At 69.5% G+C, this 13,770-nt stretch carries 16 protein-coding genes and 1 pseudogene; 4 read left to right on the top strand and 13 right to left on the bottom strand.

Features of this window, described 5'->3' with window-relative positions:
- Positions 1 to 87 precede the first annotated feature (87 nt).
- Entirely contained in the window at positions 88 to 531 is a 444-nt protein-coding gene (locus tag DFR72_RS43850) for an RICIN domain-containing protein (RefSeq protein WP_090065189.1), read from the bottom strand.
- Positions 532 to 618: 87 nt separating this feature from the next.
- Positions 619 to 836 (bottom strand): annotated as a pseudogene (locus tag DFR72_RS47805) (arabinofuranosidase catalytic domain-containing protein); the annotation flags it as partial.
- Between the two features lie 88 nt (positions 837 to 924).
- Here DFR72_RS47805 and DFR72_RS47370 point away from each other — a divergent pair.
- On the top strand, positions 925 to 1,074 hold the full coding sequence (locus DFR72_RS47370; protein ID WP_245984066.1) for an MGH1-like glycoside hydrolase domain-containing protein: 150 nt from the start codon (positions 925 to 927) through the stop codon (positions 1,072 to 1,074).
- Positions 1,071 to 1,232 (top strand): hypothetical protein, encoded by a 162-nt coding sequence (locus DFR72_RS47365; RefSeq protein ID WP_245984053.1) that lies wholly within the window; start codon positions 1,071 to 1,073, stop codon positions 1,230 to 1,232. Before DFR72_RS47370 ends, DFR72_RS47365 begins: the two co-directional genes overlap by 4 nt.
- Here the strand turns inward: DFR72_RS47365 and DFR72_RS43835 are convergent.
- The 4 genes from DFR72_RS43835 to DFR72_RS43820 are packed head-to-tail and all read right to left on the bottom strand — an operon-like array spanning position 1,216 to position 5,431.
- Complete coding sequence (locus tag DFR72_RS43835) at positions 1,216 to 2,397, bottom strand: mandelate racemase/muconate lactonizing enzyme family protein (protein ID WP_090064647.1); 1,182 nt, start codon at positions 2,395 to 2,397, stop codon at positions 1,216 to 1,218. The two genes, DFR72_RS47365 and DFR72_RS43835, sit on opposite strands and share 17 nt — an antisense overlap.
- A gap of 1 nt (position 2,398) precedes the next feature.
- Positions 2,399 to 3,226 (bottom strand): carbohydrate ABC transporter permease, encoded by an 828-nt coding sequence (locus tag DFR72_RS43830; protein WP_090064646.1) that lies wholly within the window; start codon positions 3,224 to 3,226, stop codon positions 2,399 to 2,401.
- Positions 3,226 to 4,158 (bottom strand): carbohydrate ABC transporter permease, encoded by a 933-nt coding sequence (locus DFR72_RS43825; protein ID WP_090064645.1) that lies wholly within the window; start codon positions 4,156 to 4,158, stop codon positions 3,226 to 3,228. The genes DFR72_RS43830 and DFR72_RS43825 overlap by 1 nt, the downstream gene beginning before the upstream one ends.
- Before the next feature lie 4 nt (positions 4,159 to 4,162).
- Complete coding sequence (locus DFR72_RS43820; RefSeq protein ID WP_090064644.1) at positions 4,163 to 5,431, bottom strand: ABC transporter substrate-binding protein; 1,269 nt, start codon at positions 5,429 to 5,431, stop codon at positions 4,163 to 4,165.
- A 148-nt stretch (positions 5,432 to 5,579) separates the two neighbouring features.
- Here DFR72_RS43820 and DFR72_RS43815 point away from each other — a divergent pair, with 148 nt between their 5' ends.
- Positions 5,580 to 6,344: a FadR/GntR family transcriptional regulator gene (locus tag DFR72_RS43815; protein ID WP_090064643.1), complete on the top strand. Its 765-nt coding sequence runs from the start codon at positions 5,580 to 5,582 to the stop codon at positions 6,342 to 6,344.
- A gap of 3 nt (positions 6,345 to 6,347) precedes the next feature.
- Here the strand turns inward: DFR72_RS43815 and DFR72_RS43810 are convergent, their stop codons facing one another.
- On the bottom strand, positions 6,348 to 6,947 hold the full coding sequence (locus DFR72_RS43810; RefSeq protein ID WP_090064642.1) for a TetR/AcrR family transcriptional regulator: 600 nt from the start codon (positions 6,945 to 6,947) through the stop codon (positions 6,348 to 6,350).
- A gap of 86 nt (positions 6,948 to 7,033) precedes the next feature.
- Between DFR72_RS43810 and DFR72_RS43805 the strand changes: the two genes are divergently transcribed.
- Positions 7,034 to 7,591: an NAD(P)H-dependent oxidoreductase gene (locus DFR72_RS43805; RefSeq protein ID WP_090064641.1), complete on the top strand. Its 558-nt coding sequence runs from the start codon at positions 7,034 to 7,036 to the stop codon at positions 7,589 to 7,591.
- Positions 7,592 to 7,636: 45 nt separating this feature from the next.
- Here the strand turns inward: DFR72_RS43805 and DFR72_RS43800 are convergent, their stop codons facing one another.
- The 6 genes from DFR72_RS43800 to DFR72_RS43775 form a co-directional block, all read right to left on the bottom strand.
- Positions 7,637 to 7,942 carry a hypothetical protein gene (locus DFR72_RS43800; RefSeq protein ID WP_090064640.1) on the bottom strand — a complete coding sequence of 102 codons (306 nt, stop codon included), beginning with the start codon at positions 7,940 to 7,942 and terminating at the stop codon, positions 7,637 to 7,639.
- 145 nt (positions 7,943 to 8,087) lie between these two features.
- The gene (locus DFR72_RS43795) at positions 8,088 to 9,107 is read right to left on the bottom strand and encodes a LacI family DNA-binding transcriptional regulator (RefSeq protein ID WP_090064639.1); all 1,020 of its coding nucleotides are present in this window, start codon (positions 9,105 to 9,107) and stop codon (positions 8,088 to 8,090) included.
- Positions 9,104 to 10,480, bottom strand: a complete 1,377-nt coding sequence (locus DFR72_RS43790; protein WP_090064638.1) for a GH1 family beta-glucosidase — start codon at positions 10,478 to 10,480, stop codon at positions 9,104 to 9,106. The genes DFR72_RS43795 and DFR72_RS43790 overlap by 4 nt, the downstream gene beginning before the upstream one ends.
- A gap of 2 nt (positions 10,481 to 10,482) precedes the next feature.
- The gene (locus tag DFR72_RS43785) at positions 10,483 to 11,295 is read right to left on the bottom strand and encodes a carbohydrate ABC transporter permease (RefSeq protein ID WP_342768732.1); all 813 of its coding nucleotides are present in this window, start codon (positions 11,293 to 11,295) and stop codon (positions 10,483 to 10,485) included.
- Positions 11,295 to 12,254, bottom strand: a complete 960-nt coding sequence (locus DFR72_RS43780; RefSeq protein ID WP_245984051.1) for a carbohydrate ABC transporter permease — start codon at positions 12,252 to 12,254, stop codon at positions 11,295 to 11,297. The genes DFR72_RS43785 and DFR72_RS43780 overlap by 1 nt, the downstream gene beginning before the upstream one ends.
- On the bottom strand, positions 12,254 to 13,534 hold the full coding sequence (locus tag DFR72_RS43775) for an ABC transporter substrate-binding protein (RefSeq protein WP_090064635.1): 1,281 nt from the start codon (positions 13,532 to 13,534) through the stop codon (positions 12,254 to 12,256). Before DFR72_RS43775 ends, DFR72_RS43780 begins: the two co-directional genes overlap by 1 nt.
- Between the last annotated feature and the right edge of the window lie 236 nt (positions 13,535 to 13,770).

The raw sequence follows: 13,770 nt of genomic DNA, 5'->3' as shown, positions 1-13,770 counted from the left end.
AGAGGTTCTCCGTCCTCGTCGACGGTCGATCTGGGAGCGCTCCCAGACCGTAGGCCGAGTTCGCCGACGGCTACAAGCCCCGTTCGTTCACCGGCCCGCTTTCGACGGTCGATTCGACTCGAACCGCCTGGTACGACCGCCGGTGCAGGCACGTCGCCCGGTCGTCCACTGCTGGCTGCCGCCGCCGTGGCACGTCCACAGGATCGTCTTCGTGCCGTTGGCGGTGGCGGCCCCGTTCACGTCGAGGCAGAGGCCCGACTGCGCGTCGGTGACGGTGCCGTTGGCGTTGAACTGCCAGCGCTGTCCGGCTCCGCCGTCGCAGGCCGTGATCGCCACCGCGGCGCCGGTCCGCGTGCCGGACGCGGCCGCGCACCGGGTCGAGTCTCCACTGCAGACGGTCAGCTGACCGGAGGCGGTGCGTGTCCACGTCTGGTTCGTGCCGCCGTTGCAGTCCCAGATCTGCAGTGGTGTCCCCGCCGTGGTGCTGCCCGCGTTGACGTCCAGGCACCGGCCGGCGGCGACTGAACGCATCGCTCCGGTGGCACCGGAGCCGCCGCTGCTGTAGCCGGCCGCGATGATGTTCGCCTGCACCGCGTTCTCGGTCGCGTCGGAGGGGCGGCCCGACACCGTCGCGCCCTCGTAGAACGTGCCCGCGCTCAGGTTGGTGCCACCGTCCGGTTTGCAGCAGGCCCCGCCGCTGCCGAGGATGATCGCGCCCTGCTTCTCCATGGGCTGTAGCCGGGTGGGAGCGCGCCGTCCCACAACGTCGTCACGCCGCCGGACTGCGCGTTGGCTCCCTTGACGGCGAACCGCGAGGTCCCGTTGTTCTTGAGCATCGCCGTGACGAACCTGTTCGGGAAAGCACGCTGGTAGGGGTTCCGGGGGAGCACCTGCCGCGGGAGGTCTTCGACGCCCTGTGCGCCGGTGTCGCCACGCACCTCACGCCCGTCGGCCTGGACCACGGAGGAGCCGAACTCCCCCTATTACGAGCCCGACGGCTACTGGCGCGGACCGGTGTGGGCGCCGGCCACGGCCCGCGCCGCGGCGGCGCGGTGGAGCTTGCGGATCAGGTGAGCGTGCGGTTCCGGGCCACGTGCGAGGAGTCCGGGTTCGCGGAGAACTTCGACGCGCTCACGGGCGAGGGGCTGCGCGACCGCGCCTACGCGTGGACGGCCGGTGCTTACCTCCTGCTCGCCGGGGAGGTCGAAAGCCCCGCTACACCCCGGCGTTGAGAACGGGGCTCTCCTCGCCCGCCTCCACCGCGTACAGGCGCCGTCCCGCGTGCTCTGGCCGGATGTGCGTGCCGCCGGCCGCCGGGTGGGGCAGCAGGTGGCTCGACGCGGCGATGGTCTCCTCGTCGAGCCGCACGCCCAGCCCGGGGCTGTCGCCGAGGACGTAGGCGCCGTCCTCGACGTGCAGGTCGAGTGAGACGCCCACCGCGGGCCGCAGGTCCTGCAGTTCGCTGACCAGATGGTTCGGCACCGACGTGGCGCCGTGCAGCAGGCCGATCGGGCTGGTGCCGATGGGGCTCACCGGCAGGTCGTGGGCGTGCGCCAGGGCGGCGACGCGGAGGAAGTGGGTGATGCCCCAGACTCCGGCGGTCTGCACGACGTCGACGGCGCCGGCCGCCATGAGCGGGCGGTGCTGCTCGAGCCCGGTCAGGTTCTCGCCGGTGGCGACGGAGGCGCGGATCCCGCGCCCGACCGCGGCGTGGCCCTCCACGTCCCAGCGCCGTACGGGTTCCTCGACCCACGTGAGGTCGAAGGTCCGTTCGAGCTCGGCGACGTAGCGGACCGCCTGCTTGCGCGTCCAGGTCTCGTTGACGTCCAGCATCAGGCCCGGCCGTGCACCGCCTCCCGCATCCGTCAGGACGTCCCGCACGAGGCCGAGGCGGTGCCGGTCGCGGTCCACGTCGAGGCCGCCCTTGATCTTCGCCGCGCGCAGCCCGTGATCGGCGTAGATCTGGTACACCGCAACGAGTTCTTCGTCGGTCAGCGCGATGTCCAGACCTGAGGCGTAGGCGGGCACGCGGCGGTCGCGGCCGCCGAGCAACCGCCACAGCGGTTCGCCCGCCGCCTGGGCCTTGATGTCCCACAGCGCGCTGTCGAACGCGCCGATGGTGCCGAACACCGCGCCGGAGTGCCCTGCCTTGAACATCCGGCGCAGCATCCGGTCGTACAGGGCGGTGACGCAGCGCGGGTCCTCGCCCTCGATGGCGGCGAAGACGGCCTCGATCTCCACGTGCGGGCCGAGTCCCACGCCGGTGAGACCCTCGTCGGTCTCCACGACGACGATCGGGATCCGGACGAGGCCGTCGGGGATCACGCCGTTGGCGTCGCCGACCGGACGCCCCCAGTCCTGGACCGTGGTGAGCGTCCGGTAGCCAGTGATGCGCATGTCAGCCCTTCGTGGACCCGGCGGTGACACCGTCGGCGATCTGGCGTTGCAGGAACAGGTAGACGACCAGGACCGGGACCGCGGCGATCAGCACACCCGCGGCGAACGTGGGGATGTCGTCGGAGTACTGCCCGCGCAACGACGTGACACCGACCATGAGCGTGCGGTGCTCCGCGGACGGCATCATCAGCAACGAGATGAGCACGTCGTTCCAGCAGAACAACGCGTTGAGCACACCGACCGACAACAGCGCGGGCGCGCCGATCGGGAGCATGATCCGCCAGTAGACCCCGTAGACGGAGTTCCCGTCGATGCGCGCGGCGTCGACGATCTCCGCCGGCACGGTGGCGTAGTAGCTCGTCAGCAGGAAGATCGTGAACGGCAGGAACTGCGCCACGTACGCGAGCACCAGGCCGGGGTAGGTGTCGATGAGACCGGTGTCCGCCATGGTCCGCGCCAGCGGCACCATGATCACCTGGAACGGTACGAACAACGCCGCGAGGATCCCCAGGAAGAGCGCGGACGAGCCGCGGAACCTCAATCGCCCCAACGCGAAGCCCGCCATCGAGCCGAACAACAGCAGCAGTGCGACCGAGCACGCCACGACGAACACGGAGTTCAGGAAGTACCGGGACATCCCGACACTCGTCCACGCCCTGACGACGTTGTCGAGGCTGAACGAGTCCGCCGGGGAGAACCGGTCGAGGACGTACTCGCGCCGGGTCTTCATGGCGACGTTGGTGGTGAACACCAGCGGGTAGACCGTGGCCGCGGCGAGCGCGGCCATCGGGACGGCGGCCACCCACCTGGCCGGCCGAGTGCCGGACATCAGTCCTCCTTGCCGGCGGCGCGGCGCAGGATCGCGATCTGCGCCAGTCCCACCACGAGCATGATCAGGAACAGTGCGGTCGAGGCCGCGGAGGCGAGCGCGGGCTGGTTCAACCGGCCCTGCTGGATCCAGATGTAGTACTCGGGCAGGTACGTCGACCCCTCCGGCCCGCCGCTCGTCATCACGTAGAGCAGGCCGAACATCGAGGTCAGCATGCCGATCATGGTGGTGACGAAGACGAACTGGATCGTGCGCGTCAGGCCCGGGACGATCACGTGCCGGACCGTCTGCGGGAACGACGCGCCGTCCATCTTCGCCGCGTCGAGCAGCGACTGGTCGAGGGTGGCGAACCCGGCCAGGAAGACGACCAGAGCCATGCCGAACGTCGCCCAGACGTGCACCGCGACGACCACGAAGAACGCCACGTCGGGATCGCCGAGCCAGTCCACGGGCCCGATCCCCAGACCGCCGAGGAACCCGTTGAGCGGACCGTCGAACGCCAGCAGCAGCGTGAAGATCGCGCCGACGATCACCGGGGAGAGCACCGCGGGGAAGAAGTAGACGCCGCGGTAGAGCCGGTGTCCCGGTACGCGCAGGTAGATCAACGTGGCGAGGAGGCCGGGGATCGCCACCGCCACCGGGAGCAGCAGGACGAGCAGCCCGACGTTGCGCAGGGCCGTGCGGAACAGCGGATCGGCGAACAGGGTCGCGTAGTTGTCGAGGCCGACCATCACGCCGTCGCGGTCACCGTCGCCGGTGAACGAGAAGTTGACGCCCAGCACCAACGGCCACAGCCGCAGCCCGATGATGATCAGGACGGCCGGTGCCACGAGCACCAGGGGAGCCAGGCGCTCGGCCCGCGAGCCTGACCGGCGCGGCCTCGCGGGCCCGGCCGGAGCCGGGCGCGCGGGGGAGAGCGTGGGTGCCGCCACGGCGTCAGCCGGTCTTGTCGGAGGCGGCCAGCTGCGCCACCGCGTCGTCCACTGTGGCCGATCCGCTCAGGAGCTGCTGGGAGAGCCGTCCCATCAGGTCGAGGGTCTTGGACGACAGGGCGACGTGCAATGCGGGCTTGCCCGCCTTGATCTCCCCGACGATCGCCTTGACGGCAGGCCCGCCTGAGGAGACTTCGATCGTCGCATCGGACGCGATGGCGCCGCCGTCGGCGTAGAACGCCTTCAGCGCGTCGGCGGAAGTCAGTGAGCGCACCAGGTCCGCCGCCAGCTTCGGGTCCTTGGTCCACTTCGCGACCGCGTACCCGATGCCTCCGTCGAACGGCAGGCTCGGCTTCGCCGCGGTGGTGACGACGGGCGCCCGCATCACGCCGAGCTTCTCCGGCGTGAGGAACTCGGCGAAGTCCTTCCAGTGCCCGACGTCCGACATCAGGCCGATGACGTGGGCGGCCTTGCCGGAGTTGAAGAGCGCGAACGCGTCGTTGAACATCGCCGTGGAGTTGGCACCGTCGGTGTTGAGGCCGGAGTCGGCGGTCTGCTTCCACAGCTCGAAGACCCGCTTGACGTCCGCCGAGGCCCAGTCGCGCTTCCCGGCGATCCAGTCGTCGTACTCCTGCGGTGTCAGGACCGCCGATCCCATGGCGGACAGGAAGAACTGGATGCCGAAGCCCTCCTTGTTGCCCTGTGCCAGGCATTTCGCGCCGGTCTTCGCGGCGATCACACCGCAGTTCCGGACGAAGTCGTCCCAGGTCTTCGGCGGGGCGTCCGGGTCGAGGCCGGCCTTCCCGTAGAGGTCCTTGTTGTAGTAGACGGGATGGCCCTGCAGGGTCACGGGTGCGGCGTAGGTCTTGCCGTCCTTGGTGAACGCGTCCCAGCCGGCCAGCCGCTGCCGGTCGTCGGCGACGTAGGTGTCGATCGGGGCGAGCGCGGCGGCACGGTCGCGGATCTGCCCGCCACCGTTGAAGAGCACGACGTCGGGACCCTTGCCGGCCTGGATGGCCGCGCCGAGCAGGGTGTAGTACTGGTCGAACGGCTGGGCGACGAACTCGACGGCCACGCCGGGGTGCTTCTTCGCGAAGTCGGCCTTCGCCTTCTCCACGTAGGCGGCGGCCTTGGCGTCACCGGACTTCCAGTCCCAGACCACGAGCTTGTCGCTCGAGCCGGTCGAGGAGCCCGGCCCGGACGCGCTGCCGCATCCTGCCGTCAGCGTCAGCCCCACGACCAGGGCGGCGGACCAGAGCGTGCGCTGCTTCATCGCTGGCTCACTTCTCTTCCCGAGAGGGCGCCGGGCTGCGTCGTTCCCGACGGGGTGCCGTGAACGTAAGTCGTATGACGTATTACGTCAATCGCCCGTTCTGCAGTACCCTCGCTGCACCTGCCCGCACGACGCGACCGGAGGATCGATGACCGCGTCAGGCCCGAGACCGGCCGCCGCCACCCCGAGCTGGGTGCGCAGGCCGGCGAGTCTGGCCAGCGCGGTGACCGCCGAGCTGGTGAGCCGGATCGTGCGCGGCGACCACCCCTCCGGGACGTCCCTGCCTCCCGAACCGGCGCTGTGCGAGGCTTTCTCGGTGAGCAGGACCGTCATCCGCGAGGCGGTGAAAGTGCTGCAGGAGAAGGGTTTGGTGCAGGTGCGCCAGGGTGCGGGCACCCAGGTCACCCCGCCGTCGGCGTGGAACGTGCTCGACGAGCTCGTCTTGGGAGCCGTCGTCGCCGAGGACGAGACGCTCGCCGTGCTCGACGACCTGGTGGTCACCCGGCGCCTGCTCGAGTCGGACATGGCCCAGGCCGCGGCCCGCACCGCCGACGAGGCCACGGTCACGGCGCTGCGCGACCTCGTGGAGCTGATGGACCGGCTGACCGGCGACCCGGACGCCTACCGGGAGCAGGACCAGCTCTTCCACGACCGGATCATGCGGGCCTCCGGCAACCGCATCGCCAGGGGGGTGGTGCGCGCGCTGGAGAGCCAGGTGATCAACACCGCCCGCTACACGGGCCGCAGCGACCGAGCCCTGTGCGCCGCCTCGAACGAAGGTCACCGCCGCGTCTGCGAACGGATCGCCGCCCGCGACCCCGCCGGTGCCGCCGAGGCCATGTTCACGCACATCACCGAGGCCTGGCTGGTCCGCCGCAGCGACGTCGGGGATCCCAGCCGCCTGGAGCGGTAGCGGTCAGGTCAGGAGCCGGTCGAGGAGGTCGTGCCACCCGGCCTCGACCCGTGCCAGCGGCATGCCGTGGCCGCGGACGAGGTGGTCGGTCAGCACGACGTCCACCGACGCCAGCAGGGTGTGGGCGAGCAGCTCGGCGTCGGCGGCGGGCAGGAGCGCGCGCACCAGCACGGCCACGTGCCGGTGCCGCAACTGCCGGGCCGGGACCGCGAACCGGCGGCTCGGCGACGGTTCGGCCGCCAGGTAGAGCTCGAGGTCGGCGTGCTCGTGGCGCAGCAGGGCCGGGCCGAACGCCCTGAGCCTCGTGGCCGCGTCCGCCTCCGGTCCGAGCGGCGGCGGTCCGCTGAGGAACGCCTCCTGGAACTGGCTCTCCGAGCGGTCCAGCAGGGCCCGGATCAGGCCGTTGCGGTCACCGAAGCGCCGCGACACCGTGCCCTTGCCGACCCCGGCCTCGGCGGCGACCGACTCCATCGTGATCGCCGCCGCACCCCGTCGTGCCGCCAGCCGGGCGGCGGCCTCCAGCAGCAACGCCCGGTTGCGCACGGCGTCCGCGCGCAGCTGTGGCTCGGCGTCGGCGAGGGACAGGGATGTGCCGTCGATCACCTGGTCAGCGTATCCGGAAGATAACCGGGCCGCGTCCCGTTTAGCGTGTAGTCGTTCAAGCACACAACGCACCTGGGAGTCGCTCCATGGCCGTTCGCATCCTCACGCTCGTCGGCAGCCTTCGTTCGGGATCGCACAACCGCAGGCTTGCCGAGGCGGCGGTCCAGATCGCGCCCGAGCACGTCGAGGTCGGCCTGTTCGAGGGTCTGGACACCGTGCCGTTCTACAACGAGGACATCGACGCCGAGGGCAGCGTGCCCGCCTCCGCCACCCGGCTGCGGGAGGCCGCCGCCGAGGCGGACGCCCTGCTGCTGGTGTCGCCCGAGTACAACGGCACGATCCCCGCCGTGCTGAAGAACGCCATCGACTGGCTGTCGCGCCCCTACGGCGCGGGCGCCCTGTCCGGCAAGCCTGTCGCCGTCGTGGGCACCGCGTTCGGCCAGTACGGCGGCGTGTGGGCGCAGGACGAGGCCCGCAAGGCCGTCAAGATCGCCGGTGGCGTGGTCGCCGAGGACCTGACGCTCTCGATCCCCGAGTCGGTGGTGCGTTTCGCCGAGCTCCACCCGGTCGACGACCCCGAGGTCACCGAGAAGCTGGCCGCGGTGGTCGAAGGCCTCGCCGCTCGCACCGCCGCCACCGTCTGACCACACGACGCTGATGTCCCTCGGCCGCACCGCGGCCGAGGGACATCAGCGCATCGTGACTGCGCGCCAGTGCGCGGAGTCGTCCTGGGTGCCGGGGCGGTTCTCCTGGTACCAGTCCATGATGCGCCGCCGCCCGGCGTCCGTGATGTGGTAGCCGAGGTGGTCGCCGACCGGCGCCCAGATCAGCTCGCTCTTCAGGGCGTGCTCGATGGCGTCACGCCGGCACATGCTCTGCAGCAACCACGGCCACACCATTCCCTGCGCGGTCATCCACAACACGCGCAGCACCGCTGTGTCCGGCAGTTCCGGACCGTCGTCCGGTGAATCGTCGAAGAATCGGCCCGCCTGCATCCGCAACCCCCGCTCTCTCCCACTCGCATGTCGTAATACGGCCTGGTCCTGGCTCTGGTTCAGGCCCGGGAGGAATTACTTCCGCCGCGAATGGGTTCGAGTCGATTCGACGCGGGGCGATCGAACCGTTGGGGTACAAGCACGATCACGCGCTCGAACGGCGCACCAGTGAGGTGGGCAGCAGCATGGACTGCGGCAGCTTCTCCTCGCCGGCCAGCTCCGCGAGCAGCCGCCACGTCAGGGCCCGGCCGAACCCCTCCACGTCCTGCCGCACGGTGGTGAGCGGCGGCACGGCCGTCGACGCGAGCACGGAGTCGTCGAAGCCCACCACCGCCACGTCGTCGGGGATCTTGTAGCCGCGCTCCTGGAGCACCCGCAACGCGCCCAGCGCCATGATGTCCGCCGCCACGAAGACCGCGTCGAGGTCGGGTGCCCTGCGCAGCAGCTCCTCCATCGCGAGCGCGCCGCTGTCGGGCGTGAAGTCGCTGTGCACCACGAGGTCCACGGGCATGCCGTGTTCGGCGAGCCCGCACCGCCAGCCGCTCAGCCGGTCCATGCCGACCGCCATGTCGACCGGGCCGGCGATCGTGGCGATCTTCTCGCGGCCCAGGGAGATGAGGAACCGGACGGCGCCGAGCGCGCCGTTGAAGTTGTCCGCGTCGACGAACGGGACGGAGCCGCCCGCGAGCGGACGGCCGCCCACCACGATGGGCAGCCCCGTCTCGTGCAACGTCCTGGGCAACGGGTCCTCGCCGTGCAGGCTCACGACGAGGGCGCCGTCGACGTGCCCGCCGGTGAGGTACGCGATCTGGTCCTCACCGTCGAGCGGCTGGTTCATCATCAGCAGGAGCTGGACGTGCCGTCCCGCGAGCTCCGCGTGCACCCCGCGCAGCACCCCGGCGAAGAACGGGTCGGCGAGCACCCGGCTGCCCTGCTCGGAGATCACCAGGGCGATCGCGTTCGCCTTGCTGCCCGCGAGGGTGCGCGCGGCGTGGTTGGGGCTGTACCCGAGCATGGCGATCGCACGGTGCACCGCCTGGCGGGACCGCTCGCTCACGTACTTCTCGCCGTTGATCACCCGGGAGACGGTCGACTTCGACACCCCGGCCACGCGCGCGACCTCCTCGATGCGCGGGCCGGGGCGCCGACTCCTGCCTTCTGTCATGAGACGGCTACCAGCGCGTTGTCACGCGCCACCCTGCTGTACCACCTCGCACTCATCTTCGGCGTGCGGATCTGCGTGTCGTAGTCGACGTGGACGATGCCGAACCGCTTCGCGTACCCCTCTGCCCACTCGAAGTTGTCCAGCAGCGACCAGCAGAAGTAGCCCCGCAGGTCCACGCCCGCCTCGATCGCCGCGTGGGCGGCGCGCAGGTGGGACGCGATGAAACCGGTGCGGTCCACGTCGTCGATCGCACCGTTGCCGGAGAAGTCGTCGCGGAACGCTGCACCGTTCTCCGTGATGTACAACGGAAGCCGCGGGTAGTCCTGGTGCACCCGCATCAGCACGGTGGTGAGCCCGTCCGGCCTGACCTCCCAGCCCATGTCCGTCATGGGAGCGTCCCTGGCCGGGAACGAGGCGTGCTGCACGCCGACCCACGGTGACGGACCGGCCTCACCGTTGGGCGTCGAGCTGACGTAGTGCTCGGTGTAGTAGTTGACGCCGAGCATGTCCATCGGCCCCGAGATGACACCGAGGTCGCCGTCCTTGATGTGCTCGCCGAACCCGTACGGCTCGAGGTCCGCGAGGATGTCGGCCGGGTACTCCCCGCGCAGCAACGGGTCCAGGAAGATCCGCTGCTGCAGACCGTCGAGCCTGCGCGCGACGTCGAGGTCCGCCGGGTTGCCCGGGTCCACGGGGATGATCGGGTACATGTTGAGCGTGATGCCCACCTTGGCGTCCGGCTGGGCGGCGCGGATGGTGTCGGCCGCGAGCCCGTGCGCGAGCAGCAGGTGGTGCACGGCCGCGACGGCGGCGGCCGGCTCCGTGCGGCCGGGGGCGTGGTTCCCGCCCGCGTAGCCGAGGAACGCCGAGCACCACGGCTCGTTCATGGTCGTCCAGGTGCCGACCCGGTCGCCGAGCGCCTCGACGGTGGCGGCCGCGTAGTCGGCGAACCGGAACGCGGTGTCACGGTTCGCCCAGCCGCCCACCTCCTCCAGCTTCTGCGGCAGGTCCCAGTGGTACAGCGTCGGCCACGGCACGATGTCGTGCGCCAGCAACGAGTCGATCAACCGCTGGTAGAAGTCGAGCCCAGCCTGGTTGACCTTCCCGCCGTCCGGCCGCACGCGCGGCCAGGCGATCGAGAACCGGTAGGCCTTGAGTCCCAGGTCCGCCATCATGGCGACGTCCTGCTCGAAGCGCCGGTAGTGGTCGGCGGCGGGTTCACCGCAGTCACCGCCCACCACCTTGCCGGGCTGACGGCAGAACTCGTCCCAGATGGAGTCTGTGCGGCCGTCCACGTCGGTCGCACCTTCCACCTGGAACGCGGCGGTCGCGGCTCCCCACAGAAAACCCTGCGGGAAAACAATGTTCTCCATTTTCACCCCTTGACGGCGCCCTGCATCACACCGGCGACGATCTGCCGCCCGAGCACGAGGAAGACGATGAGCACCGGAACCGTCGCGAGCGTGGTTCCGGCGAGAACGAGCGAGTAGTCGACGTAGTAGCCGCTTTGCAGCTTCTCCAGCGCGACCTGCAGCGTCGGGTTGTCGGCGTTGAGCACGACCAACGGCCACAGGAAGTCGTTCCAGGACTGCATGAACGTGAACACGCCCAGCATCGCGGCGGCCGGCCTGGCGGCGGGCAGTGCGACGTGCCAGAACGCGCGCCACAGGCTGCAGCCGTCCATCCGCGCCGCCTCGACGAGTTCGTCGGGGATGGCGTCGAGCAGGTACTGGCGCATCCAGAACACGCCGAAGGCCGTGACGAGGTTCGGCACGATCACGGCTTCCAGCCTGCCGGCCCAGCCGAACTCGGCCATCGCCATGTACAGCGGGATGATCCCGAGCTGGGTCGGCACCGCCAGCGTCGCCACCACGAACAGGAACAGCACGCCCCGGCCGCGGAAGCGCAGCTTGGCGAACGCGAAGCCGGCCAGCGTCGAGAGCAGCACCACCGAGAACGTCACGGTGCCGGACACGACGAAGCTGTTGCCCAGCGCCTTCCAGAACGGCACGGTGTCGAACACCCGTGCCGCGTTGGAGAAGAAGTTCCCACCGGGGATCAGCGTGAAGTCGCCGGTCAGCACCGAGTTGTCCCGGCTGGCGACCAGGAACGACCAGTAGAACGGGAAGGCGGAGCCGAGCACGAACGCGCCGAGGATCCCGTAGATCGCGAAGGAAGGTCGTTTCATCATCGGACGGCCCTCCTGGTGATGAAGAAGTTGAGGCCGGCGACGGCGATCACGATCAGGAACAGCACCCACGCGATGGCGGAGGCGTAACCGAGGTCGAGGCCCTGGAACGCCGACTGGTACAGGTAGAGCACGACGGTCTGGTACTGGTGCTCCGTGCCGCCGCCGCTGCCGCCGGACGGCTCGAACAGCTTCGGCTCGGTGAAGATCTGCAGACCGCCGATGGTCGAGGTGACGATCACGAAGATCAGCGTCGGCTTGAGCATCGGCAGCGTGATGCTGAAGAAGCGCCGCAGCGCGCTCGCGCCGTCCACCAGCGCGGCTTCGTAGACGTCACGCGGAATCGCCTGCATCGCGGCGAGGATGATCAGCGCGTTGTAGCCCGTCCACCGCCAGTTCACCATCGACGCGATGGCGACGTGGCTGCCGAAGGTGCTGGCCTGCCAGTCGATCGGGTCGATGCCGACGATGCCGAGCACGTCGTTCACCAGGCCGTACTGTGGGCCGAACAGGTTGCCGAAGATGATCGTCAACGCCACGAGGCTCGCCACGTACGGCAGCAGAACGCCCATCCGCCAGCCCGTGCGGGCCCGCAGGTTCGCGTTCAGCAGCGCCGCCAGGACCACGGCGACGACGATCTGCGGACCGCTGGAGAGCACGAAGATGCTGAACGTGTTGAACAGCGCGTTCCAGAACTGGTCGTCCTCGAACAGCGTGCGGTAGTTCTCCAGGCCGATGAACCCGGGCTCGTCGGCGCCGACCTCCCAGTCGAACAGGGAGACGTAGGCCGTGTAGAGCAGCGGGAACAGCCCGATCGCCCCGAAGAGCACGAAGAATGGTGCCACGAACAGGTACGGTGAGATCTTGGCGTCCACATCGGACATGCGGTGTCGCCGCGGAGGCCGCGGGCGAGCGTCCTGCGCTCGCCCGCGGTCAACCTTGGAGAGAGTGGCCGTCACTACTTGGCCGCCTTCTTCGCGCCCTCGACGGCGGTCGTCCAGGCTTCGTCGGCGTTCTTGCCCTGCTCGACCGACTGCAGTGCCGGGCTGAACACCGTCTCCTGGATCTGGCCGTCGGCCGGACCCTTGTACTGCGCTGCCTTGATCTTCTTGGCCTGCGTGGCGAACAGCTCGCCGGCCTTCACGCCACCGAAGTAGGCGTTGGTCTGCTCCAGCAGCTCAGGCGCCTCGAGGGCCTTGGTCTGGCTGGGGAAGGTGCCCTTGGCCTTGAACGCCTTGATCTGCTGCTCCGGCGCGGTCAGCCAGGCGGCGAGCTCGGCGGCCTTCTTCGCGTTCTTGCTCTGCTTCGGCACGCTCAGGTACGAGCCACCCCAGTTGCCGCCACCGTTCGGGAACGCGTCGGTGACCGCCCACTTGTCCTTGTTCTCGGGACCGGCCTGCGTCTCGACCACACCGAGCATCCACGACGGGCAGGTCTTGGTGGCGAACTTGCCGAGCTTGAAGCCGGTGTTCCACTCGTTGCTGAACGCACCGAGCCGAGCCGACTGTCCCTTCGCGACGGCCCCGGTCACCGCGGTCCAGTTGGACTTGATGGCGGAGTTGGTGTCGACGACCAGCTTGTCGGACTTGTCGTAGTAGCCGGTCTCGAGCTGGTTGTGCATGGCGTTGTAGACCTGCGCGGCGCTGTCGAACCACGCGACGCCCGGAACCTTGGCGACGAACTGGTCACCGGCGGCGAAGTAGCTGTCCCACGTCGCGAAGAGCGCCTTGACGCCCTCGGGGTCGGACGGCAGACCGGCCTGCGCGAACAGGTCCTTGCGGTAGCACATGGCCAGCGGACCGATGTCGGTGCCGTAGCCGATGAGCTTGCCGTCCTTGGTGGTCATCGCCTGGGTCTTCCAGTCCAGCCAGCGCCCGTCCTCGATCTTCGGGCCGATCTCCTTGAGATCGTTGAACTGGGAGGCCTTCGACATCACCTGGCTGAGGTAGCCCTCTTCGACGCCCTCGATGTCCGCGAGGCCGGAACCCGCACCCAGCTTGGTGAACAGGTTCTGGTGGTGCGGCTGACCCTGGCCGGTCTTGCGCTGCGTGATCTTGACGTCCGGGTGAGCTGCCTCGTACTCCTTGAACAGCTCCTCATAACCGAACTCGTTGAACGTGGCGATCGTCAGCTCGGTGTTTCCATCTGCGGTCTGACTGGCCCCACCTGTCCCGCACGCTGTGGTGGCGGCGGCGGACACGGCGGCACAGATCAGCACGCTGATCCAACGGTGTCGCACGGGAGAACTCCTCTGGTCTCGGCGGCGGGTTCTGGGAGCGCTCCCAGACGTCGAGGAGTGTCGTCCCGGCTTCGAACGTGTGTCAAGACACACTTCGGCCAGTGCCAGGCGCTTTCGGCGCCGGTCGGCGTGGTGACCTCGGGGTTCATGGCTCAGGTCACAGTTTTGAAACCTGGGAGCGTTCCCGGAAAAGTGTCCGATGGGTTAACACTGCGTGCTTCTTCCGGCACTGACCG

Origin of the sequence: Lentzea flaviverrucosa, from assembly GCF_003350445.1 — a bacterium.
GTDB classification, from domain to species: domain Bacteria; phylum Actinomycetota; class Actinomycetes; order Mycobacteriales; family Pseudonocardiaceae; genus Lentzea; species Lentzea californiensis.
This window is presented reverse-complemented; position numbering and strand designations above follow the sequence as displayed.

Bases quoted from the DNA above. Each gene is read 5' to 3' on its own strand.
- DFR72_RS43835 (WP_090064647.1), bottom strand. From the start codon at position 2,397: ATGCGCATCACTGGCTACCGGACGCTCACCACGGTCCAGGACTGGGGG.
- DFR72_RS43785 (WP_342768732.1), bottom strand. From the start codon at position 11,295: ATGAAACGACCTTCCTTCGCGATCTACGGGATCCTCGGCGCGTTCGTG.
- DFR72_RS43800 (WP_090064640.1), bottom strand. From the start codon at position 7,942: ATGCAGGCGGGCCGATTCTTCGACGATTCACCGGACGACGGTCCGGAA.
- DFR72_RS43820 (WP_090064644.1), bottom strand. From the start codon at position 5,431: ATGAAGCAGCGCACGCTCTGGTCCGCCGCCCTGGTCGTGGGGCTGACG.
- DFR72_RS43850 (WP_090065189.1), bottom strand. From the start codon at position 531: ATGCGTTCAGTCGCCGCCGGCCGGTGCCTGGACGTCAACGCGGGCAGC.
- DFR72_RS43815 (WP_090064643.1), top strand. From the start codon at position 5,580: ATGACCGCGTCAGGCCCGAGACCGGCCGCCGCCACCCCGAGCTGGGTG.
- DFR72_RS43795 (WP_090064639.1), bottom strand. From the start codon at position 9,107: ATGACAGAAGGCAGGAGTCGGCGCCCCGGCCCGCGCATCGAGGAGGTC.
- DFR72_RS43830 (WP_090064646.1), bottom strand. From the start codon at position 3,226: ATGTCCGGCACTCGGCCGGCCAGGTGGGTGGCCGCCGTCCCGATGGCC.
- DFR72_RS43790 (WP_090064638.1), bottom strand. From the start codon at position 10,480: ATGGAGAACATTGTTTTCCCGCAGGGTTTTCTGTGGGGAGCCGCGACC.
- DFR72_RS43805 (WP_090064641.1), top strand. From the start codon at position 7,034: ATGGCCGTTCGCATCCTCACGCTCGTCGGCAGCCTTCGTTCGGGATCG.